The sequence below is a fragment of the Sphingomonas sp. genome (assembly GCF_048595155.1).
In the GTDB taxonomy this organism is placed as follows: Bacteria; Pseudomonadota; Alphaproteobacteria; order Sphingomonadales; family Sphingomonadaceae; genus Sphingomonas_I.
In genome coordinates this window covers 1-20,357 of sequence record NZ_JBMDXN010000009.1, presented here as the reverse complement: position 1 = coordinate 20,357, position 20,357 = coordinate 1, and the positions used below count along the sequence as shown (strand labels likewise).

The window sequence follows — 20,357 nt, the reverse complement described above, 5'->3', positions numbered from 1 at the left end:
GGCCCCCGCCTTTTTTATTGCCTGAGGTTTCGCCCTCGCGGGAGAAATTACAGGGCGGCCTTGAGATCCTCGACCAGGTCGGTGCGTTCCCACGGGAAGAAATCCCCCTCCGGCTGACGGCCGAAGTGACCATAAGCCGCGGTCTTCTGATAGATCGGCTTGTTCAGCCCAAGGTGCGTGCGGATCGAGCGTGGCGTGAGGCCGCCCAGCTTCTGGATGTTCATGATCGCGGCTTCGATCTTGTCGTCGCCGACGGTGCCCGTGCCATGCGTGTCGACATAGAGCGACAGGGGCTTGGAGACGCCGATCGCATAAGCGAGCTGGATCGTGCAGCGCTGCGCGAGACCGGCCGCAACGATATTCTTCGCCAGATAGCGCGTGATGTACGCGGCCGAACGATCGACCTTGGTCGGATCCTTGCCGCTGAACGCGCCGCCGCCATGGGGCGATGCGCCGCCATAGGTGTCGACGATAATCTTGCGGCCGGTGAGGCCAGCGTCGCCGTCCGGGCCGCCGATCTCGAAGCTGCCGGTCGGGTTGATGTGATATTCCGTCGCGTCGGACAGCAGCTCCGCCGGGAGGATATCGGCGACGACCTGCTTCACATAGGCCTTGAGCTCGGCTTCCTTCTCGCCCTCGTCATAGCCCTTGCCATGCTGGGTGGAGACCACGATCGCGGTCGCAGCGACCGGCTTGCTGCCCTCGTAGCGCAAGGTGACCTGGCTCTTGGCGTCCGGCTCCAGAAAGGGTGCGGTGCCCGAATGACGATCGGCGGCCATCCGCTCGAGGATCTTGTGGCTGTAATAGAGCGTCGCCGGCATCAGATCGGGCGTATCGTCGGCGGCATAACCGAACATGATGCCCTGATCGCCGGCGCCTTCGTCCTTGTTGCCGGATGCGTCCACACCCTGCGCGATATGCGCGGACTGCGGATGCAGATTGTTTTCGAAGCGGAAGGTCTGCCAGTGAAAGCCGTCCTGCTCATAGCCGATCCGCTTCACGGTGGCGCGAACGGTGTCTTCCACTTCCTGCTGAACGCCGGGCGCCCAATTGCCGGCCTCGTCCATGATGCCCTTGCCGCGAATCTCGCCCGCCAGCACGACCAGCTGGGTCGTCGTCAACGTCTCGCACGCAATCCGCGCCTCGGGATCCTTGCCGAGGAACAGATCCACTACGGCGTCGGAAATCTGGTCTGCCACCTTGTCGGGATGACCTTCCGAAACGCTTTCCGACGTGAAGAGATAGTCACTGCGCATGGGGTAAGAATTCCTCGGATGAGGGCCGAAGGCCGGATATAAAGCAATTGTTATATGTGCCGCTTAGCTTGCGCGGCGTCGACTGGCAAATCCGATTGCAAGCAACAAAAGGCCCACAAGCGCCGGCAACAGATTGCCGAACCGTGCGAACAGAGTGGGGGGACGCGCTTCGGGAAGAGGCAGTTCGATGGCGCCGGCCGTTCGCCAGGGCAGAGACGCAAGCAGCCGCCCGTCGGTATCGATGATGGCGGAGATACCGGTCGGCGTGGATCGTACGATCGGCATGGCTTCTTCGGCCGCACGCAACCGCGCCTGCGCCAGATGCTGCGGCGGGCCCCATCGCCCGAACCAGGCGTCGTTGGACGGATTGAACAGAAAGCGGGGGCGATTCGCGCGATCGATCACCTGCCCTGAAAAGATGATCTCGTAACAGATCTGCACACCGACCGGCCCCACACCCGGCAGGGCGACATTCCCGGGGCCAGGGCCGGAATCAAAATCCGCATCTCCCGGCGCCAGTCGCGACAATCCAAGATGCGACAGGAGCGGGCGCATCGGCAGATATTCACCGAACGGCACAAGATGAGATTTGTCGTAACGGCCGAGGATGCGGGCGTCCGCATCGATAGCGAAGAGGCTGTTGGCGGCCGCGACAAGATCCCCATTCTCGTTGAAGCGCACCGTTTCCGCCCCGGTCAGCAGAAGGTCGCGTGGGCCGAGCAAGTTTGCCAAGGCGCGCCGCGTGAGTGCATCCTGCTCCAGTTGGGCAGGAATGGCGACTTCGGGCCAGAAGATGATGCGCGGGCGTGCGCCCGGCATCCCGCTCAGGCCCGTCAGGCGCCGATAATTGTCTGCGCTATGGGCCTCGTCCCACTTGTTCTCCTGGCCGATATTAGGCTGCACCACGTGCAGCAGTGGACCGGCTGGGGCGGGCGCATCGGGTGCGGCCCAATCGACCGCGAAGAGAGTGCCGCCAGCCAGCGCTGCGCCAACGCCCAAGGCTGCAAGGCCCAGCCGGCGCGCACGATCCGAAGCCGGCGTGCGCAAGGCCGCGACGCCATAACGGAAGAGCAGGAGCAGGAGACCAGCATAGGCCACGCTCAGTCCCGATAGGCCATAGGTGCCGATCCATTTCGTGATGCGCAGAACACCGGGCAGCGGTGCCCAGATCGCGGCAATCGGGTTCCAGGCGAAGCCGGTGAGCAGCACCGCGCGCAGCATCTCGGCCGCGAGCCAGCATCCGGCAAAGGCGCAGACGAGCGCCAGACCCGGTCGGCCGCGGGCGATCCACCAGGCGGCCGCGGCGGCCAGAGCGGGGTAGAGCGCGAGGAAGAGCGACAACAGCACGACCGCAACCCAGCCCAGCCATGCCGGCATGGCCGCCTGATAGGTGAAAGCGATCGCGATCCAATTCAGGCCCAGGCAGAAGAAGCCCAGTCCGAACCACCAGCCCAACCCCGCCGCACGGCGCAGTGTGCCGGCTTGGCCGATGGCGGCGATCAGGCCGGCCAGCGCGACCAGCGTGAGCGGCCAGAGACACAGCGGGGCGAAGCCGCAGGCGGCGGCAAGTCCCAACAGGAACGCGAACGGATAGGCGCGGGGCGCGCCGGACAGAAGCATGCAGGCCCTTTAGCGTGGCCGATGCAAAGGTGGAATGACGCATGGCGGCATGCCCGCTATAAGGTTTCAATGACGCGTCAGCCCTTCCATCTCGCCTTTCCGGTCCATGATCTCGCCGCGGCGCGCGCTTTCTATCGCGACGTGCTGGGCTGCAGCGAAGGGCGCAGTTCGGACCACTGGATCGACTTCGATCTACGAGGGCACCAGATCGTCGCGCATCTGGATCCCGCCGCCCGTCCGGCTTCGGTCACGAACCCTGTTGACGGCCATGACGTACCGGTTCCGCATTTCGGCGTCGTGCTGGAGTGGGATGATTGGCACGCTTTGGCAGCGCGCCTGGACGCCGCGGGCATCATCTTCGGCATCGCGCCGCATATCCGCTTCGCCGGCCAGGTCGGCGAACAGGCGACCATGTTCTTCCGCGACCCGTCCGGAAATGCGCTGGAATTCAAAGCCTTCCGCGACATCAATCAGTTATTTGCGACGGCGTGAGCCCCCGTCAGGCTTTGGCCTTCCCGTGCGCGACACATAGCCGCTGGATCAACGCAGCAGTTTCGTTCCCTGATCGCGCACGGCGGCGCTGATGAGGCCGGTGAAATAAGCGAGCATCGCGGGCAGGGTGACGTGCACGCGGACGAGGCTCTCCAGGACCTCGAGCCGAACCGGAATGGTCTGGCCCATCGCCTTGATCTCCAGCGCCATTTCATTCTCGCTCGGCCAGGAGGACTGAATATCGGCAACGCCGCCCGGTATGTGGCCTCCCAGTTCACCGATGCGGGATTTGAGCCGGGCCCGCGCGCCGTCGCGCCCAAGCTGGTGCGGCACGTCGATGGTGACGGGCACCGACATCAGCGCGCCGCCACCCGCCAGATCATCCCGCCGACATCATCCGCAACCAGCAATCCACCCTGCTTGTCGATGACGACGCCAACCGGGCGACCGCGTGCTTCGCCCTTATCGTTCAGGAAGCCGGTGAGGATATCGATCGGTCTGCCGACGGGCTTCCCGTTGGCAAACTTGACGAAGATCACCTTGTAACCGGACGGCGGGCTCCGGTTCCAGGAACCATGCTGGCCGATAAATGCACCGTCCGCATAACCGCCGCCTAGCTTTTGTCCGGTTGCGAACGTCAGCCCGAGCGATGCCGTATGCGGCCCCAACGCATATTCCGGGCGGATCGATGTCTCCTCAATCAGTTCCGGCACCGGGTCCTTCGGCCGGCTGTCGGGGTAGGTGCCCCAGTAGAACCATGGCCACCCATAGAAACCGCCAAACTGAACGCTGGCGAGATAATCGGGGACCAAATCCGAGCCCAGCCCGTCGCGCTCGTTCACGACCATCCACAAGGCATGGGTGGTCGGCTCCCACGCCAGCCCATTCGGGTTGCGGACGCCATAAGCATAGATGCGATGATCGCCGGTTTTGATGTCGATCTCCCAGATCGCCGCGCGGCCGTCTTCGGCTGCCATGCCGCGTTCGCCGACGTTGGAATTGGAACCGACCGTGACATATAATTTGGTGCCGTCCGCGTTGGCGACGACGTTCTTGGTCCAATGATGGTTGATCGTCCCGGCGGGCAGATCGACGACTTTCTGCGGCTTGGCGGTGATGCGCGTTTCGCCAGGCTTGAAGGGGAAGCGCAGCAGCGCGTCGGTGTCGGCCACGTAAAGCGTGTCGCCAACCAGCGCCATGCCGAACGGCGAGTTCAGATTGTCCAGCAGCACCGAACGCTGATCGGCGACGCCGTCGCCATTGGTATCGCGCAGCAACAGGATCCGGTTGGGACTCTTGCTGCCCGCGCCGGCCCGCTTCATCATCATCTTCTGTACCCAGCCCTGGATGCCGACGCTATCGTCCGGCTTGGGCGGCGCATTGGTTTCCGCGACCAGCACGTCGCCATTGGGCAAGGTCAGCAGCCAGCGGGGATGATCGAGCCCGGTGGCAAACGGCTGGACTTTCAGCCCGGCTGCGGGGGTCGGCAGCTCACCCGGCTTCCAGCCTACGGCCTTGGCGACATTCACCAGCGGGATCAGGCCGGTGCGCGGTTTCCCGATCGTGGGCTGGGTGCCCTGCACCGCGCTGATATCCAGCTGCGCGCGTTGCCGATAGGAGGAGATATAGAGCGTGGCGGCGCCGATGACGACGATCAGGGCCAGCGCTGCGACCAAGACGATGAGCACGCGTTTGATCATGCAATCACCATAAGCCCGCCGCCATCAGGAGGAAAGCGGCATCACTCGAGCGGCGCGACCTCGATCGGGGGGTGGAGGCGCAGCCGGGTGACACGGCGCGAATCCGCGTCGGTCACTTCCAGCCGCCATCCGCTCGGGTGGAGTACGGTCTCGCCCGCCTGCGGCACGTGGCCGGCAAGCACGGTGGCAAGCCCGCCGAGCGTATCGATATCCTCTTCCACCTCGCCCAGTCGTGGATCGATGATCTCGGCAACCTCTTCCAACTCGGCACGGGCATCCGCGAGCCAGGCGCCGTCGTCCAGCGGCACGAGGGCCGCTTCCGGCGCATCGTCATGCTCGTCCTCGATCTGGCCGACGATTTCCTCGACGATGTCCTCGATCGTCACCAAACCTTCCGTGCCCGAATATTCGTCCAGCACGATGGCCAGGTGCGTGCGGGTCGCGCGCATCTCCGCGAGCAGGTCCAGCACGCCCATCGACTCCGGCACGTAACGCGGCTGGCGGATCAGCGGCGCGATCGTATCCGGGGCAGGCTCGCCATTGGCGAGGATGACGAACACATCCTTGATGTGGATCATCCCCACGACCTCATCGAGCGTGCCGCGATAAACGGGCAAGCGGCTATGACCGGCCTCCGCAAATGCGGCGACCAGATCGGCAAAGCTGATCGTCTCCGGCACGGCGATAATGTCGGCGCGCGGCACGCCGGCGTCGCCGGCCGTGCGATCACCAAAGTCGAGCAGGTTGCGCAGCATTTGGCGCTCAGCGCTCGATAAATCACCTTTAGTGGGAGCATCATCCTCATGCTCCTCGATCGCTTCTTCGATCTGGTCGCGAAGCGTTGGCTCGCTCTCGTTACCGAAGATCAGGCTGCGCAGGCCCGCCCACAATCGTCCCCCTTCATCAGGCATCGCCGGTCTTAGTCCTCACGAATAGCATAAGGGTCGCTGATGCCCAGGGAAGCGAGCGCGGCGCGCTCACTCTCCTCCATGGCCTCGGCCTCGGCTTCGCCCTGTTCATGATCATAGCCTAGCAAATGCAGCGTACCGTGGACAATCAGGTGGGTCGCATGGGCCTCGATCGGCACCTGTTTGTCGGCCGCTTCATGTGCCGTGACGTCATGCGCGAGCACGATATCGCCCAACAACGTTTCGCCATCATCGTCGCCGGCGTTCAGGCTATCGAGCAGATCGGGCTGCACCATCGGAAAAGACAGGACGTTGGTCGGCTTGTCCTTTTGGCGATAATTTCGGTTGAGCGTTCGCACCTCGTCATCGGACGTGAAGCGGACCGACACTTCGACCATCACCGGCAAGGTCGCGATATCGCCGTGCGCGCTGGCTTCGATCGCCACCCGCACCGCGCGCTCAGCAAGCGCTTCCCAGTCGCCGGTCGGCCAGGGCGTTTCTACGGCAGTTTCAACCTGGATCATCGTGCTGGCTTACGCGCCTTCGCCTTCATAAGCCTCGACGATACGCCCAACGATGGGATGGCGGACGACGTCGGCGGCGCTGAAGCGGATCGTCGCGATCCCTTCGACGCCTTCGAGTCGGCCGACCGCGTCCGCAAGGCCAGACTTGCCAATGTCGGGCAGGTCGACTTGGCGTGGATCGCCACACACCACCATCCGGCTATTTTGCCCGAAGCGGGTGAGGAACATCTTCATCTGCGCCGGCGTGGTATTCTGCGCCTCGTCCAGGATGATGAACGCATCCGCCAGCGTGCGGCCGCGCATGAAGGCGATCGGCGCGATCTCGATCTCGCCGCTGGCGATGCGGCGCTCCACCTGCTCGGCGGGCAGCATGTCGTACAGCGCGTCGTAGAGCGGGCGGAGATAGGGATCGACCTTCTCTTTCATGTCGCCCGGCAGGAAGCCCAGCCGCTCGCCTGCCTCGACCGCGGGGCGCGACAGGATCAGGCGGGTGACCTGGCCCTGGATCAGCATCTGCACCGCCTGCGCCACCGCGACATAGGTCTTGCCCGTCCCGGCCGGCCCGAGCGCGAAGATGACGTCGGACGAGGCGAGCGCGTGCATGTAGCGCGTCTGCGTCATCGATCGCGGTACGATCGTCTTCTTGCGCGTGCGGATCATGATCGTCGGCGGTTCGGTTACATCCTGGCGGATAATGCCGTCCAGAACGGGCTCGGCAGACATGCTGATCACCGCTTCGACCATGCCGGCGTCGATATCGTCCCCCTTGACGATGCGGTTGTAGAGACCTGTCAGCACCTCGCGCGCGCGGCCGGCCGCCTCGGCCTCGCCCTCGATCTGCACCTTGTTGCCGCGCGCACTGACATAGACGCCGAGGCGATTTTCGATCGCCACCAGATTCTGGTCATATTCGCCGAACAGGCGCCCGAGCAGCTGCGGCCGATCGAACAGGATCTCGAGGCGGGCGCGATCGCCGGCCTGGGCGGGGACGGGCTTGCGGCTCATTCGGTCCTTTCGAATCTCACCCGACGAAGATGGTGCGCCATCGCGGGGAAAGAAAGCCGAAATTGGTCGATAAACATTATCCGATGCGAATTCTTGCCCAGACGGGCAGATGATCCGAAGCATTGCGCGCCAGCGGTGAATTGTGGACGCCGGAATCCAGCACCTCGATCCCCTCGCTGACGAACATGCGATCAAGCTTGCCGACTGGCTGCCGCGCATGGAAGCTCGGGCCCAGCGGCACGATCCGGTGGTGCTGGCAGAAATCGCGGATGCAGCCGCTGTTGCGCCATTCGTTCAGATCACCGGCCATCAGCAGCGGCAGCCGATCCGGTTGCTGTTCCAGCTCAGACAGGATCGCACGTGCCTGCTTGCGGCGCCACAGACCCGATAGATCCAGATGCATGCCGACCAGGCGCAACGTCGCGTCGTGGAATTGTATATCCGCCATCACGGCGCCGCGTGGTTCAAGCGATGGTAAGTGCACGGGCTGGTGGCGGATGATTTCCACATTTGGTCCAATCAGCACGGCATTGCCGTGCCAGCCGATGCTCCCGGGCCGCATCTCGTACGGGACCGGGCGGTAGACGCTATGTTCGGCCAGCATGTGCAGCGGCAACGCGCTATGCCGATCGCCGAAGCGCCGATCGGCTTCCTGCAGCAGCACCACGTCGGCGCCGATCTCGGCCAATATCTCGATGATTCGTTCCGGTCGGCGGCGGCGGTCGGCGGCGATCGCCTTGCGAATGTTGTAGCTAGCAATCAGCACCATGGCCTCCGAACCGCGCGCTTTTGATCCTGTTCCGTAAAGCTTTGCAAACTGCGGCAATGCTGCAACAGCACGTCGCTTTTCGCTGCAGCGCAGGGGCTCATGTTGCGGCGCGGAAAGGGCCTGTGTAAGTTTCTGTCAGGCCGCGACAGGGGTTGCTCGCGGAAAAGAGTCATCGAGCTGTCATGTAGGGCGCACAAGGCGCCCGCAACACGCTTAAACAGGGGCACTTACATGAAGAAACTGCTTGCAGGCTGCGCGTTCGCCGCGCTTGCCACCAGCGCCGTCTATGCGCAGGAAACGACCTCCAGCATCCAGGGCACGGTCACTGCGGGCGGACGTCCGGTTGCCAATGCGACCGTGCGCGTAACGCACGTTCCATCGGGAACCGTTTCCGTCGCGACGACGCGCGCTGACGGCAATTTCGGCGTTTCCGGTCTTCGTGTCGGCGGTCCCTTCACGGTTGCGGTCAGCTCGCCCGATTATGCCGATGCGCAGATCACCGACATTCAGACGGTCGTAGGCCAGCCCCTGTCGCTGCCGATCGAGCTGCAGCCTTCGGGCGAAGAGGTCGTCGTGACTGCGGTTCGCGTACCCGGCGCACGTGTCGTTTCTGCCGGACCGACCACGGTTCTGACCGCGGCCCAGATCAGCAAGGTCGCATCGATCAATCGCGACATCCGCGATCTGATGCGCCGCGATCCCTTCGCCAATATCGACAAGAGCAGCGCGACCGCCGCCGTCAGCTTCGCCGGCCAGAATCCGCGCTTCAACCGCTTCACCATCGACGGCGTGCCGATCACCGACAGCTTCGGCCTCAACCCGGACGCACTGCCGTCGCGCCGTGGCCCGGTGCCACTGGATGCGATTGGCCAGTTCGAAACCAAGGTCGCGCCCTATGACGTGCGCGAAGGCTTCTTCCAGGGCGGCGTCGTCAACGCGATCCTGAAGTCGGGCACCAACGAATTCCACGGCACCGGCTTCTACAGCTACACCGATGACGGCCTCGTCGGTAAGAAGACCAAGCCCTATCTGGGCGGCAGCGCCGATGGCCGCGTTGCGGTCTCCAAGTTCAAGAACAAGGATTACGGCTTCGAGATCGACGGTCCGATCATCAAGGACAAGCTGTTCTTCATGATCGCCGGTGAGCGCGTCCGCGCTGCGACGCCCTATCCCTACGGCACGGTCGAGGACAATGGCGGCGTTCCGGTCACCAACCTCACCAACGCGCAGCTGACCCAGATCGTCGGCATCGCCCAGTCCAAATATAATTATGATGCGGGCGGGATCGTCCGGAACAATGGCGACAAGGACGACCGCCTGGTCGGCCGCCTCGACGCCAACCTGAGCGAGACGCAGCGTCTGTCGCTGACCGGCATCTACACCAAGGATTCGCTGATCAGCCTTACCAATACGGGCACCGGCACGCTCAGCCTGGACTCCAACTCCTACGTCAAGCCGAACAAGGTTTATGCCGGCATCGGCCAGCTGAACTCGGATTGGGGCGGTGGTTTCTCGACCGAAATCCGCGGTCTGTACAAGCAGTATGACTCCGGTCAGCTGCCGCGGGGCACTTTGGCTTCCCAGGCGACCATCTGCACCGCTGCGACCTCCGACCGCGTCGGCAGCGGGACCGGCGATACATTCACGCAGGCGACCAACTGTCCGGTCAATACCGCTCAGATCGCGCTCGGCACCGGCGGTCCCAGCCAGGCGAACATCCTTCACGTGAAGACCTATGGCGGGTCGGCGCTGGCCAAGCTGTCGACCGGCGATCATAACATCCGCGCCTTCTTCGAAACGCAATATACGAAGAGCTACAACCTGTTCGTGAATGGGGCGCTCGGCACCTATTATTTCGACTCGATCGCCGACTTCCAGGCCGGCAACGCGCAGTCGTTCAGCTACACGAATTCGCCGACGCTGGATTCCAACGACGCCGCGGCCAAGTTCAACTACAGCATCTACACGGTCGGCGCGCAGGATAGCTGGCGCGTCAACAGCATGCTGAACGTGACCGCCGGCCTTCGCTACGACATGTATGGCGGTGGCAGCCGCCCGGCGCTCAATCCGATCTTCGTACGGCGCTATGGCTTCGGCAACGATTCCTACATCAACGGCAAGTCCTTGCTGCAGCCGCGCTTCGGCTTCGACTTCACGCCGGTTTCGCGCCTGACCATCCGCGGTGGCGGCGGCATCTTCGGCGGTGGCACGCCCGACGTCTATATCGGCAACAGTTTCTCGAACACCGGCGTGCTTTCGACGACGCTGACGGCGCGCCTGAGCGATCAGGGCCGTACCCAGATCAACGGCCAGAACAATGTGGCCGGCGCGGGCCTGCTCAACAATGTCAACCTGACCCAGCTGCCGTCGGGGGCGAACCCGCTGCTGCAGGCGCAGGGTGGTTCCAACCTGACGTCCAACCCGAACAACACGACGACGCTCAATGCGCTGGATCCGAACTTCAAAATCCCGTCGCAGTGGCGCTTCACCCTGTCGGGCCGCTGGGATGCGGATCTCGGCCCGCTCGGCGATCACTGGCGCTTTGGCCTGGACGGCTTCTATTCGAAGGTCCGCAACCAGGTTGCGGTTATCGATCTGCGCTCGGTTCCGATCGCCGGCCAATTCACCCCTGACGGTCGTCAGCGTTACCAGAGCGTGATTACCGCGGCGGCAACCGATAGCGGCGCCGATTATTTGCTGACCAACAGCGGCAAGGGGCGCAGTTATATCGCCGTTGCCAGCCTGTCGAAGGCCTGGAACTTCGGCCTGAGCGCTTCGGGTAGCTTCACCTACCAGAATGTGAAGGACAACCAGGCCTTCACCTCCTCGATCGCCAACTCGAACTACAGCAACGGCGCCTATAACGATCCGAATAGCCTGTCCGGCGCCTATGGCCATTCGAACGACGAAGTGCCGTACGCCTTCAAGTATAACGTTTCGTTCGAGCGTGCCTTCTTCGGCGACTACAAGACCCGCATCGACCTGTTCGGTGAAACGCGTCAGGGCTATAATTACAGCTATGGCTTCCAGGATACGAGCTCGGGCCGCAGCTCGATCTTCGGCACGGTTGCTTCGGCCAGCCGCTATCTGTTCTACGTGCCGACGGTGAACGATCCGCTGGTTCGTTATCTCGATACGGCAACCCAGACCTCGGTTGAAAACCTGATCCAGGCAACGAGCCTCAGCAAATATCGGGGTCAGGTTGCACCGCGCAACGCCTTCCATTCCAAGTGGTTCACGCGCATCGATCTCCATGCCGAGCAGGAGATTCCGACCTTCATCGGCAAGTCGCGCATTACCTTGTGGGCCGACGTCGAGAATTTCACGAACCTGATCAACCATAAGTGGGGCCAGCAGCTTCGCGCCAACTTCCCGTATAACAAGACGGTGGTGCGTGCGACGTGCGAAGCCTTCAACGGCAATCCGTGCGGCCGCTACGTATATTCGCAGCCGACCTCGGACGTTGCGCGGGCGGATTCGCTGGTCAACGGCAGCCTTGGCGCATCGCTCTATGCGATCCGCATCGGTGCACGCTTCAGCTTCTAAGCTGAGCCAACCGGCAAAGAAGAAAGCCCCGTCGCTCTCCCGAGCGGCGGGGCTTTTTCTTGCCGTGAAGCGGAAGCGCTACGGCTTGCAGTGGAGGGAGGGGATTAGGGCAGGCGCTCGTTGGGATCCAACCCCCACAAACCATCCTGCTCGATGAAGCCGACCTTTTCGTCGATCTGGATCCGACAATATTGGCCGTCGCATTTGGAGATGCGACCGATGACGCCGGGCTCGGCCTGCCATAGCAAAGGCGCGTCGTCCTGCGGTGCCGAACGGATCGGACGCATGCTGCCGCTGACAATTGCCGTGCGGCGGGCGGCCAAGAGGCTGGCTAGCATCCAGCCGGCGCTACCGTCTCGTTCCTGCACGCGCCGCCAAGGGCCGACGATCTGCAGCACGCGGATCGGCAGATCGCGCCGCTTATACAGCCACAGAGCGGGATAGGTGCGATCCGGGCCGGTACGCATCAATGCCTTGCCCGCCGAGATCGACGCCCAATAAGGCACGGATCGTTCCTGGGCCGCGACCGGGGTCGCGGCAAGCAGGCTGAAGAGCAGGGCGGCGTGGAGCGAGCGAGGCATGGCCTGTTCCTACAGGCCTGCCCCGCTCTCGGATAGTCGCTGCCTCAGCGCGGATTGGCTTGCAGCCAGGCCAGGACCTTATCCGGCGCGCTTTCGCCATAGGGATCTTCGTCCGCGCCCTCATCATTGATGCCCGGCTCTTCGAACCAACCGGTGATCACGCCATCGTCCACGACCATCGCGTACCGCCACGAGCGCTGCCCAAAGCCCAGATGATCCTTGTTGATCAGCATGCCCATGCGGCGCGTGAATGCGCCCGATCCATCGGGAGCAAGCTTGACCTTCTCAAGGCCGAGATTCTTACCCCATTGGAACATGACGAAGGCGTCGTTGACCGACAGGCAGTAGACTTCATCGGCGCCGGCAGCGCGCAATTCGTCATATTGCCGTTCAAAGGCCGGGCATTGTTCGGTCGAGCAGGTAGGGGTGAAAGCGCCGGGCAATGCGAAGACGACGATGCGGCCCTTGCCGAACATGTCGCCGGTTTGTCGATCCTGCCAGCGGAACGGGTTTGGGCCTTCGACGCTTTCGTCGCGGACACGGGTCTTCAGGGTAACGTCGGGAATTTCGCGGCTAAGCATCTGGAACTCCTGGTTAGTCGCGGTCCTGTTAACGGCGCCTGCGGCTAGGTGGAACCGTTCCTGTCGGCTTCACCGGTCGCGCTTATTGGATCGGCCCTTCGGCGCGACCCTGAACGAACTGATCCACATAGGGGTTGCCGCTGTCGTACAGACGATCGCGCGGGCCGATCCATACGATCTTCCCCTGATACAGCATCGCCACGCGATGTGCGATCTTGCGGGCGGATGCCATGTCGTGGGTGATCGTCAGCGCGGTCACGCCAAGATCGTCCACCAGGCTCACGATCAGATCGTTGATCACGTCCGCGCGGATAGGATCGAGACCGGTTGTCGGCTCGTCGAAGAAGATGATCTCGGGGCGCGGCGCGATGGCCCGGGCGAGTGCAACGCGCTTCTGCATGCCACCCGATAATTCGCTGGGGCGCAGGTTGAGAATGCGTTTGTCCAGTCCAACCCGCTCGAGATTCTCCTCGGCGATCGCGCGCATGCGCGAGCCCGTAACCGCGCGCCCCTGGGTGAGGCCGAACGTGACGTTGCGCCAGACCGGCATGGAATCGAACAGAGCCGACCCCTGAAACAGCATGCCGAACTTCGCCCGCATGCGATCCAGTGCCGCGCCACGTAGCCCGACGACGTCTTCGCCATCGACTTTGATCGATCCGCGGTCTGGCCGGAGCAAGCCGAGGATACATTTGAGCGTAACGGATTTCCCGCTGCCGGACTGGCCGATGATGGCGAGGCTCTCGCCCGGCTCGATCGCCAGATTGATGCCGTCCAGCACGACATTGCCGGCGAAGACTTTGGCCACATCCTCCAGCAGGATCTTCGATTGGGGCATCAGCCGAAGACCATGGCGGTAATCAGGAAGTTGGAGCCCAGGATCAGCATGAACGCGCCGACCACGGCATTGCGGGTCGCATTGCCTACGCCGGCGGCGCCGCCGCTGGTGCGGTAGCCGTGGTAGCAGCCCATCAAGGCGATGAAGAAGCCGAACACGCCGGCCTTGACCATCGCCATCTGGAAATCGTCGAAGCTCATATATTTGCGCGTGACCGCCAGGTAGCTCGCCGAATTGAAATGCAGCTTCTCGACAGCCAGCAGCCAGCCGCCGAAGAGGCCGATCGCGTTGGCGGCCAGCACCATCAATGGCAAAGCGACGATGGCGGCAAACATGCGCGGGGCGATCAGATAGCGGTAGCTGTCGGTTCGCAGCGTCGTCAGCGCGTCAAGCTGTTCGGTCACGCGCATCGTGCCGATCTCAGCGGCCATTGCCGAGGAAACGCGGCCGGCCACCATCAGCCCGACGAGAACGGGCCCGAGTTCGCGAACCATGCCGATGACGACCACCGCCGGCACGGTCGACTGCGCGGAGAAACGGGAGCCCGCCGTATAGATTTGTTGGGCGAGGGCAGCGCCGGTGAAAATCGCGGTCAGGCCGACAACCGGTAGCGAGAACCAACCGATATGGACGAGCTGCTCCAGGAATCGGGTCGGATAATAAGGTGGCAGAACGGCCCGCACGATTGTGCGCGCGGCAAACATCGCGACCCGCCCGATCGCCGCGAACATCGCGATAACGGCGCGGCCGACCGCAACGAACGGGACAAGCAGGGTTGCGGCGGGAGATTGTGCGGGCATCTGGGACGCGCTGATAGCGGGGCAGGGCAGGGCCCGGCAACCCTATCTGGTGCGACTGATCGAATTGACCGCTTTTAATCGCTCAGCGGGTCAGCCGCCGGGCGGTTTCGGCGCGGGCGCGATCGATCTCTTCGATGGCACGCATACGCGCTTCATCGGAAAGGTCTTCCGTGTCGCGGATCGCGTCGGCGGCTTCACGCAGTGCATCCTGCACTTCGCGGTTGATCGCCGCATAATCGACGCAGCCGGCCGACAGGCGTGCAATCGCCTCCTGATCGCTCTCATGCATCGGGGCGGGGCGGGCGTGTGTGCATTCCCGCGCTAGCTCCATGCGCGTTTGCGCCATGGCTTCGCGGGTGATGGCGGCTGCGTCGACGATATGGGCTGTCGCGCGCCGCGCCGCTTCACCGGCCTGCATACCGGCTTCACGTATCTGACGCGCCTCCTTTGCCGACAGGCGCCAGGACGTGGCAGGAGGCATGGGCGGCATCGGCGGCTGCGGCGCCTGGAGAGCGACGGGTGGTGCCGGCGGTGTGGCTGCTTCCGGCGGGAGCGGCGCGGCTTCAGGCGCAGGCATGTCGCGCCACCGGTCCTGATTTCCGCTCGTGGACGGTCGCTGATAGCTGGTTGGAATGACTACAGCGACCGGACGGAGGGGAGCGGCTGATGTCGTCAGCAATAGGGTCTTGACCGGTGCCGGCGCGACGCGGGACGGCGCAGCGATGCTGCCGGACGCGGTGAGGCCCAGGCCGATGCCGATCACCGCGATGGCCAGACCGCTGCCGAACAGGCGCCAGCTGCGATTGTCAGTAGCCCGAGCGATCATTTCGATCCGCCGCTTCAACTGCGCCGCCGGGCCCAGCGCACAGGCGACGGCCGGCAGCCCGGCACGGGCCGACTTGATCAGGGCGCGGCCATAATCGGATCGCGCGGATGGTGCACGCTGCAGGACAGTGGCGTCGCATGCCAGTTCCTGATCGGCACGGAACGCGCGATAGGCAATGTGGGCCACGGGGTTGAACCAGTGGAGAGCCAGCGTCACCAGCGCCGCATTGTTGGCGATCAGGTCGCCGCGGCGGTGATGGGCCATCTCATGCGCCAGCGCCAGCTGCTGTTCGGCGTCATTGTACCGGCGATCGAAATCCGGCGGCAGAAGGATGTGGCGATGGAACATGCCTGTTGCCAACGGGCCGGCGACGGCCGCGCTGCGGCAGATGTTGATGCCATCGCGGCGGCCACTGCTCTCGCCATGGGCCAGAGCCGTGCGCATGAAGTGGAGGTGACGGATCCAGTGCCAGCCGAGATAGCCCAGCGCGCCTGCCAGCCAGAAGGCGAGCACGATTGGAAGCCAATCGATGGAGGGCGCCACCGTCACCGGCGCGGGATTTGCGGGCACGCCGGAGCCGGCCGCAATCAGGCGCGCCACATCCAGATGGATCGGAACGACACGCGCCGGTTCCGGCATCTCCGGTAGCCGCGGCAGCACCATCCGCAGCGCCGGCAGCAGCCAGAGCATGTAGGCCGCATGAGCGCCGAAACGGGCAGCGACCGGACGGCGCAAGGCCAACACCACCAACATCAGCACGGTCGACGCCATCAGCGCCTCGATCGTCCACCCGATCATGCCTTGAGCTCCTTGAGCAGTGCTTCCAGTTCGGCAATGTCCTGTTCTGTCAGTCCGTCGCCGGCGGCGAGATGCGCGACCAAAGGAGCGGCGCGGCCGCCGAACAGGCGATCGGCCAGCTTGCGGGTTTCGCGTCCGGCATATTCGGCCCGATCGACGGCCGGGCGATAGAGATAGCGGCGGCCGTCTTCCTGATGCGAGAGCGCCCCCTTGGCGAGCAGCCGGCCCAGCATCGTCTTGACGGTGCGTTCGCTCCAGCCACGGCTGGCAGGGATACGCGCGGCAACCTCGCTGGCGGTCAGGGGTGATTCGCCCCATAGGACCTCCATCACCGCATGTTCGCCTTCGCTGATCCGCTCGGCCATATCGCTCTCCCGACTACATGCGTAATCAATAGCGATTACGCATGTAGTCGGCAAGAGGTTTGATGTCACGCGACCGGGCGCCCCTTATTAAGGACCGCAAGAGGATGGTTAGCGGCGGCGACCTTGTCGCAAGGGACCTTCTTCAAGCGCTTTGGCGAGTCGCTGCCGCTGATCCTGCGGTAGGGTCGCGCCGAATTGTACGACGCGGCGTTCGATATTCGTGCGCAGGATCGTGTCCGCACCGCGGGCGCGATCGAGCTGCGTCATTACCGCCGCGGCATCGTAATTGGGTTGGCCAAACAGGCGCACGGCCTCCGCGCGTCCGGCGCGGCCTTCCATGATGACGGGTTTGGAGGCGCGCAGGACATCCTTGATCGCCTGGTGAAAGGCCTTGGCCTGGAGCGCCGGCAGGGCATCGGCGACGTGCCGGCGCCAGCTGTTCCGTTCCTCGCCATGATGGCGCCAATGCCAGATGCCGCTCGCAATCGCCCCCGCCAGGAAGACGTTGAGGACGAGGCTGACCACAAGCAGGGTGCGGGGCCACCGCTTCACGGGGTTTTCTCCTCGGGCGCTGCCTCGAAGGCGGGCAGATAATCATGTTCGTAGAGCGGGATGCTGGCGATCGTCGGGTCAAGCGCCGCAGTCGCCGCCGATCCGGCCAAGGCGCCACCGCCCCCCGCGAGCGCGAGCGCGACGCCGCTCCACCACAAGCGGAGGTTTCGCGCGGTGCGGCGGCGTGGGGCGCTGGCAACGATGCGCGCGTGAAGATCTGGTGAGGGCGCGGGCGCCTCGTGCACGAACAGGATCGCGTCCAGCGTGTCCGCTTCGGCGAGCAGCTGTGTTGCCTGCGGATCGCGTTCGAGCAGTGCGTGCGCAGCTGCGCGTTCGGGGTGCGGCCAGCGCTTGGGTTGCGCGCCATAGGCTGCGACCAGCTGTTCGAACCGCGCGAGGGTCATCGGTTCAGTCATAAGCTTGCTCCAGCCGTAACTTGAGTGCGCGACGGCCGCGCGCCAGCAGGCTTTCGAGTGCGTCCACGCCGATGCCCATGAGGGTTGCGGCCTCCTGGTTCGACAATTCCTGATAGTAGGTGAGCACGATGGCTTCCCGTTGACGGGGGGCAAGGGCGGCGAGCGCCTGATCGACCGCGTCGCTGTCCGCGCGCGCGGCGAGATTGGCTTCCGCGTTCGGCGCGGGATCGGGGGCGTCCCAGTCGTGCGGGAGGGGTGTTTCGCGGCGCTTGCGGAGGCGATCGGTGCAGAGGTTGAGGGCGACGCGGTGCATCCAGGTGTCGAACTTGGCAGCCCCCGGTCGCCAGCCGGATGCGGTGCGCCATACCCGGACGAACAGCTCCTGCACGACATCCTCGGCTTCGGCGCGGTCGCCGAGCAGGCGGTAGGCGAGCGCCGTCATGCGCGGCAGCTTGCGCGCGACCAGCGCTTCCACCGCATAGCTGTCGCCTTGGCCAATCCGGCGGACCAGGTCTCCGTCGGGGTCTTGCAGGTTCAATCAGGCGGCCTCTGCCAGTCATAGCGCCGACACGTCACTGTTCCGGCGCGGTGGCGGATCGCATAGCGCAGCGCGGCGCGCGCGTCAGCATCGGGATCTGGCCTGGGCCGGGCAGGGCGCCGGGGCAGGGCGCCGGGACGGGGCGAGGGGGGCGCCGGCCAGCGGCGGCGGCGCGATCGGACGGATGGTCATCGGAGCTTCCCCTGCGAACCTGGTGTGGGCTTAAACGGGGAAGGTGCGATAATCCGTCGGTCGAGGAAGAGGGGCGCCCCGGCCGAAACCGGGGCGACCCCAGGGTCAGGCGATCTTGAGGCCTTCCTTGTTCATGGCGGCCGTCAATTCCTTGTTCTTCTCCGGAGTCAGCTTGCCCTTGAGCAGCGGGAAGAGCGTGGTTTCCTCTTCGCGCATATGCTTGGTGATGTCGGCGCGGAACTGGCGGACCTTGGCGATCCAGGCGGGCGAATCCTTGGGCATCATCGTAAGATCGTAGAGATATTGCTTCACATAGCCGTGATCATTGTTGAGGTGATCGGCGGCCTCTGCCTCGCCGGCGTCGCGCATGGCGGCATAGACCGCATTCTCTTCCTCCAGCGCATGCTTGGTGAGCATATGCTTGAGGTTGGCGAGCAGCATGCTGCGCTTGGTGGTGTTGCTCTCGGTCGTCGCCTCGATCGCGTCGAACACCTTCAGCGTCAGCTCATGCTCCGCCTTCAGCGCCTCGTCCCATTCGCCGGCGAAATAAGTGGGCGACTGGACGGCGAGCTTGCGCGCGACATTGGCGGCAAGGCCGACGGCGAGGCCGGCGGCGCCGGCGGCGAGCATCTGGCCGGTGGTGGCGTTGAGATCCGAGCGGGTCGGCTTCTTGCGCGAGGCCGATCCGGCGCGCTTGGGCGCGGGCGCGGACGTCGTGCCTTCGTTGGTGAAGCGGCCGTCATCGTCGCGCGCCTCCGTCTTGGCATTGGCGGAACGCTTGGCGCTGGTGGTGCGGGTCCGGGGGGCTGGGGTCGTGGCCATGTCGTCACTCCATGTAAGAGGCGCGTGGACTGCGCCGATCGGAGGGTTCAACGCGTAACGGCCGGAAAGTTCTCAATTTGCACGCAATTCATCGAGCCAGAGGTTGGCGACCCCATCGGATGGCGCACGCCAGTCCCCGCGCGGGGACAGGCTGGCGGCGGCGGAGACCTTGGGCCCATTGGGAATGGCGGAGCGCTTGAACTGGCTGATCTGAAAGAAGCGGAACAGGAAGGTTTCCAGCCACTTGCGGATCGTATCGAGATCGTAGCTGTTGCGCCCGTCCGCGGGGAAATCGAGCGGCCATTCGCCCGCATCCGCATCGCGCCAGGCGTGCCAGGCGAGGAACGCGATCTTGGACGGGGCGAGCCCGTGCCGCACGGTATAATGAAGGAAGAAATCGTGCAGCTCGTAGGGGCCGATCTTGGATTGCGTGCTCTGGATCGCGCCGGAGGCATCGGCGGGCACAAGCTCCGGCGAGATCTCCGTGCCCAGGATCGCGGTCAGGATACGGTTGGTCTCGGCATCGAACTGGCCGGTCTTCACCGCCCAGCGGATAAGGAACTGGATCAACGTCTTGGGCACGCCGGCATTGACGGCATAATGGCTCATCTGATCGCCGACGCCATAGGTGCACCAGCCGAGCGCGAGTTCGGAGAGGTCGCCGGTGCCGATGACGAAGCCGTTGCGCTGGTTGGCGAGGCGGAACAGATAATCGGTGCGCAGGCCCGCCTGCACGTTCTCGAACGTCACATCGTAGACGGGTTCGCCGCGACCGAAGGGGTGATCCATATCCTTCAGCATCTGCGTCGCGGCCGGACGGATATCGATCTCCGCCCCCGTCACGCCGAGCGCGTTCATCAGCGCCCAGGCATTGGCCTTGGTCTCCGCCCCGGTGGCGAAGCCGGGCATGGTGAAGCCGAGGATGGAGGAGCGCGGGCGGCCGATGCGATCGCACGCCTTGGCCGCGACGATCAGCGCGTGGGTGGAATCCAGCCCGCCCGAAATGCCGATGACGAGCGTGTCGCCGCCGGTCGCCTGCATCCGCCGGGCCAGCCCCTCGACCTGGATATTGAAGGCCTCGTAGCACTCCTCATCCAGCCGATCGGGATCGGCGGGGACGAAGGGGAAGCGCGGCACGACCCGCTTCAGGCCGATATCGGCAAAGGCCGGATCATGGGTAAAGGCGATGCGGCGGAAGCGCTGTTCGGGATCGCCGAAGGCGCGCGCG

The 20,357-nt window shown here is 64.4% G+C and carries 21 protein-coding genes; 2 read left to right on the top strand and 19 right to left on the bottom strand.

The genetic code is table 11. The features are described 5' to 3' along the window. Positions 1-47: 47 nt before the first annotated feature. Both metK and lnt read right to left on the bottom strand, forming a co-directional pair. On the bottom strand, positions 48-1,256 hold the full coding sequence (gene metK, locus ACOJSI_RS01920) for a methionine adenosyltransferase (RefSeq protein WP_420136565.1): 1,209 nt from the start codon (positions 1,254-1,256) through the stop codon (positions 48-50). Between the two features lie 63 nt (positions 1,257-1,319). Continuing rightward, on the bottom strand, positions 1,320-2,876 hold the full coding sequence (gene lnt, locus ACOJSI_RS01915; RefSeq protein WP_420136564.1) for an apolipoprotein N-acyltransferase: 1,557 nt from the start codon (positions 2,874-2,876) through the stop codon (positions 1,320-1,322). A gap of 69 nt (positions 2,877-2,945) precedes the next feature. On the opposite strand from lnt, the gene ACOJSI_RS01910 reads away from it, so the two are divergent. Then, positions 2,946-3,368: a VOC family protein gene (locus tag ACOJSI_RS01910; RefSeq protein ID WP_420136597.1), complete on the top strand. Its 423-nt coding sequence runs from the start codon at positions 2,946-2,948 to the stop codon at positions 3,366-3,368. Between the two features lie 48 nt (positions 3,369-3,416). Here ACOJSI_RS01910 and ACOJSI_RS01905 read toward each other — a convergent pair whose 3' ends face one another. The 6 genes from ACOJSI_RS01905 to ACOJSI_RS01880 all read right to left on the bottom strand — a co-directional run bounded on the left by ACOJSI_RS01905 (position 3,417) and on the right by ACOJSI_RS01880 (position 8,274). Next, positions 3,417-3,725 carry a polyhydroxyalkanoic acid system family protein gene (locus ACOJSI_RS01905; RefSeq protein ID WP_420136563.1) on the bottom strand — a complete coding sequence of 103 codons (309 nt, stop codon included), beginning with the start codon at positions 3,723-3,725 and terminating at the stop codon, positions 3,417-3,419. Continuing rightward, positions 3,725-5,068 (bottom strand): PQQ-dependent sugar dehydrogenase, encoded by a 1,344-nt coding sequence (locus ACOJSI_RS01900; RefSeq protein ID WP_420136562.1) that lies wholly within the window; start codon positions 5,066-5,068, stop codon positions 3,725-3,727. The genes ACOJSI_RS01905 and ACOJSI_RS01900 overlap by 1 nt, the downstream gene beginning before the upstream one ends. Positions 5,069-5,109: 41 nt before the next feature. Further along, positions 5,110-5,979, bottom strand: a complete 870-nt coding sequence (locus ACOJSI_RS01895) for a hemolysin family protein (RefSeq protein ID WP_420136561.1) — start codon at positions 5,977-5,979, stop codon at positions 5,110-5,112. 8 nt (positions 5,980-5,987) lie between these two features. Then, positions 5,988-6,500, bottom strand: coding sequence for an rRNA maturation RNase YbeY (gene ybeY / locus ACOJSI_RS01890; protein ID WP_420136560.1), 513 nt, complete (start codon positions 6,498-6,500; stop codon positions 5,988-5,990). Positions 6,501-6,509: 9 nt separating this feature from the next. Continuing rightward, positions 6,510-7,505: a PhoH family protein gene (locus tag ACOJSI_RS01885; RefSeq protein ID WP_420136559.1), complete on the bottom strand. Its 996-nt coding sequence runs from the start codon at positions 7,503-7,505 to the stop codon at positions 6,510-6,512. A 76-nt stretch (positions 7,506-7,581) separates the two neighbouring features. Continuing rightward, positions 7,582-8,274, bottom strand: coding sequence for an endonuclease/exonuclease/phosphatase family protein (locus ACOJSI_RS01880; RefSeq protein ID WP_420136558.1), 693 nt, complete (start codon positions 8,272-8,274; stop codon positions 7,582-7,584). Between the two features lie 231 nt (positions 8,275-8,505). On the opposite strand from ACOJSI_RS01880, the gene ACOJSI_RS01875 reads away from it, so the two are divergent. Beyond that, the gene (locus tag ACOJSI_RS01875; RefSeq protein ID WP_420136557.1) at positions 8,506-11,820 is read left to right on the top strand and encodes a TonB-dependent receptor; all 3,315 of its coding nucleotides are present in this window, start codon (positions 8,506-8,508) and stop codon (positions 11,818-11,820) included. Between the two features lie 104 nt (positions 11,821-11,924). Here ACOJSI_RS01875 and ACOJSI_RS01870 read toward each other — a convergent pair whose 3' ends face one another. The 11 genes from ACOJSI_RS01870 to ACOJSI_RS01820 all read right to left on the bottom strand — a co-directional run. Further along, positions 11,925-12,401: an SH3 domain-containing protein gene (locus tag ACOJSI_RS01870; protein WP_420136556.1), complete on the bottom strand. Its 477-nt coding sequence runs from the start codon at positions 12,399-12,401 to the stop codon at positions 11,925-11,927. A gap of 44 nt (positions 12,402-12,445) precedes the next feature. After that, complete coding sequence (locus ACOJSI_RS01865) at positions 12,446-12,982, bottom strand: peroxiredoxin (protein ID WP_420136555.1); 537 nt, start codon at positions 12,980-12,982, stop codon at positions 12,446-12,448. 82 nt (positions 12,983-13,064) lie between these two features. Continuing rightward, positions 13,065-13,820: an ABC transporter ATP-binding protein gene (locus ACOJSI_RS01860; RefSeq protein WP_420136554.1), complete on the bottom strand. Its 756-nt coding sequence runs from the start codon at positions 13,818-13,820 to the stop codon at positions 13,065-13,067. Continuing rightward, a complete protein-coding gene (locus tag ACOJSI_RS01855; RefSeq protein WP_420136553.1) occupies positions 13,820-14,620 on the bottom strand; it encodes an MlaE family ABC transporter permease in 801 nt (266 codons plus the stop codon). Before ACOJSI_RS01855 ends, ACOJSI_RS01860 begins: the two co-directional genes overlap by 1 nt. An 82-nt stretch (positions 14,621-14,702) precedes the next feature. Then, entirely contained in the window at positions 14,703-16,244 is a 1,542-nt protein-coding gene (locus ACOJSI_RS01850) for a M56 family metallopeptidase (protein ID WP_420136552.1), read from the bottom strand. After that, positions 16,241-16,609: a BlaI/MecI/CopY family transcriptional regulator gene (locus ACOJSI_RS01845; protein ID WP_420136551.1), complete on the bottom strand. Its 369-nt coding sequence runs from the start codon at positions 16,607-16,609 to the stop codon at positions 16,241-16,243. The genes ACOJSI_RS01850 and ACOJSI_RS01845 overlap by 4 nt, the downstream gene beginning before the upstream one ends. A 108-nt stretch (positions 16,610-16,717) precedes the next feature. Continuing rightward, the gene (locus tag ACOJSI_RS01840) at positions 16,718-17,161 is read right to left on the bottom strand and encodes a periplasmic heavy metal sensor (RefSeq protein WP_420136550.1); all 444 of its coding nucleotides are present in this window, start codon (positions 17,159-17,161) and stop codon (positions 16,718-16,720) included. Next, complete coding sequence (locus ACOJSI_RS01835; protein ID WP_420136549.1) at positions 17,158-17,577, bottom strand: hypothetical protein; 420 nt, start codon at positions 17,575-17,577, stop codon at positions 17,158-17,160. The genes ACOJSI_RS01840 and ACOJSI_RS01835 overlap by 4 nt, the downstream gene beginning before the upstream one ends. Then, positions 17,570-18,115: an RNA polymerase sigma factor gene (locus tag ACOJSI_RS01830; protein ID WP_420136548.1), complete on the bottom strand. Its 546-nt coding sequence runs from the start codon at positions 18,113-18,115 to the stop codon at positions 17,570-17,572. The genes ACOJSI_RS01835 and ACOJSI_RS01830 overlap by 8 nt, the downstream gene beginning before the upstream one ends. Positions 18,116-18,412: 297 nt before the next feature. Continuing rightward, positions 18,413-19,129, bottom strand: a complete 717-nt coding sequence (locus tag ACOJSI_RS01825) for a hemerythrin domain-containing protein (protein WP_420136547.1) — start codon at positions 19,127-19,129, stop codon at positions 18,413-18,415. A gap of 72 nt (positions 19,130-19,201) precedes the next feature. Beyond that, positions 19,202-20,357 (bottom strand): NAD(+) synthase (locus ACOJSI_RS01820; protein ID WP_420136546.1); only part of this gene is annotated, 1,156 nt, incomplete at its 5' end.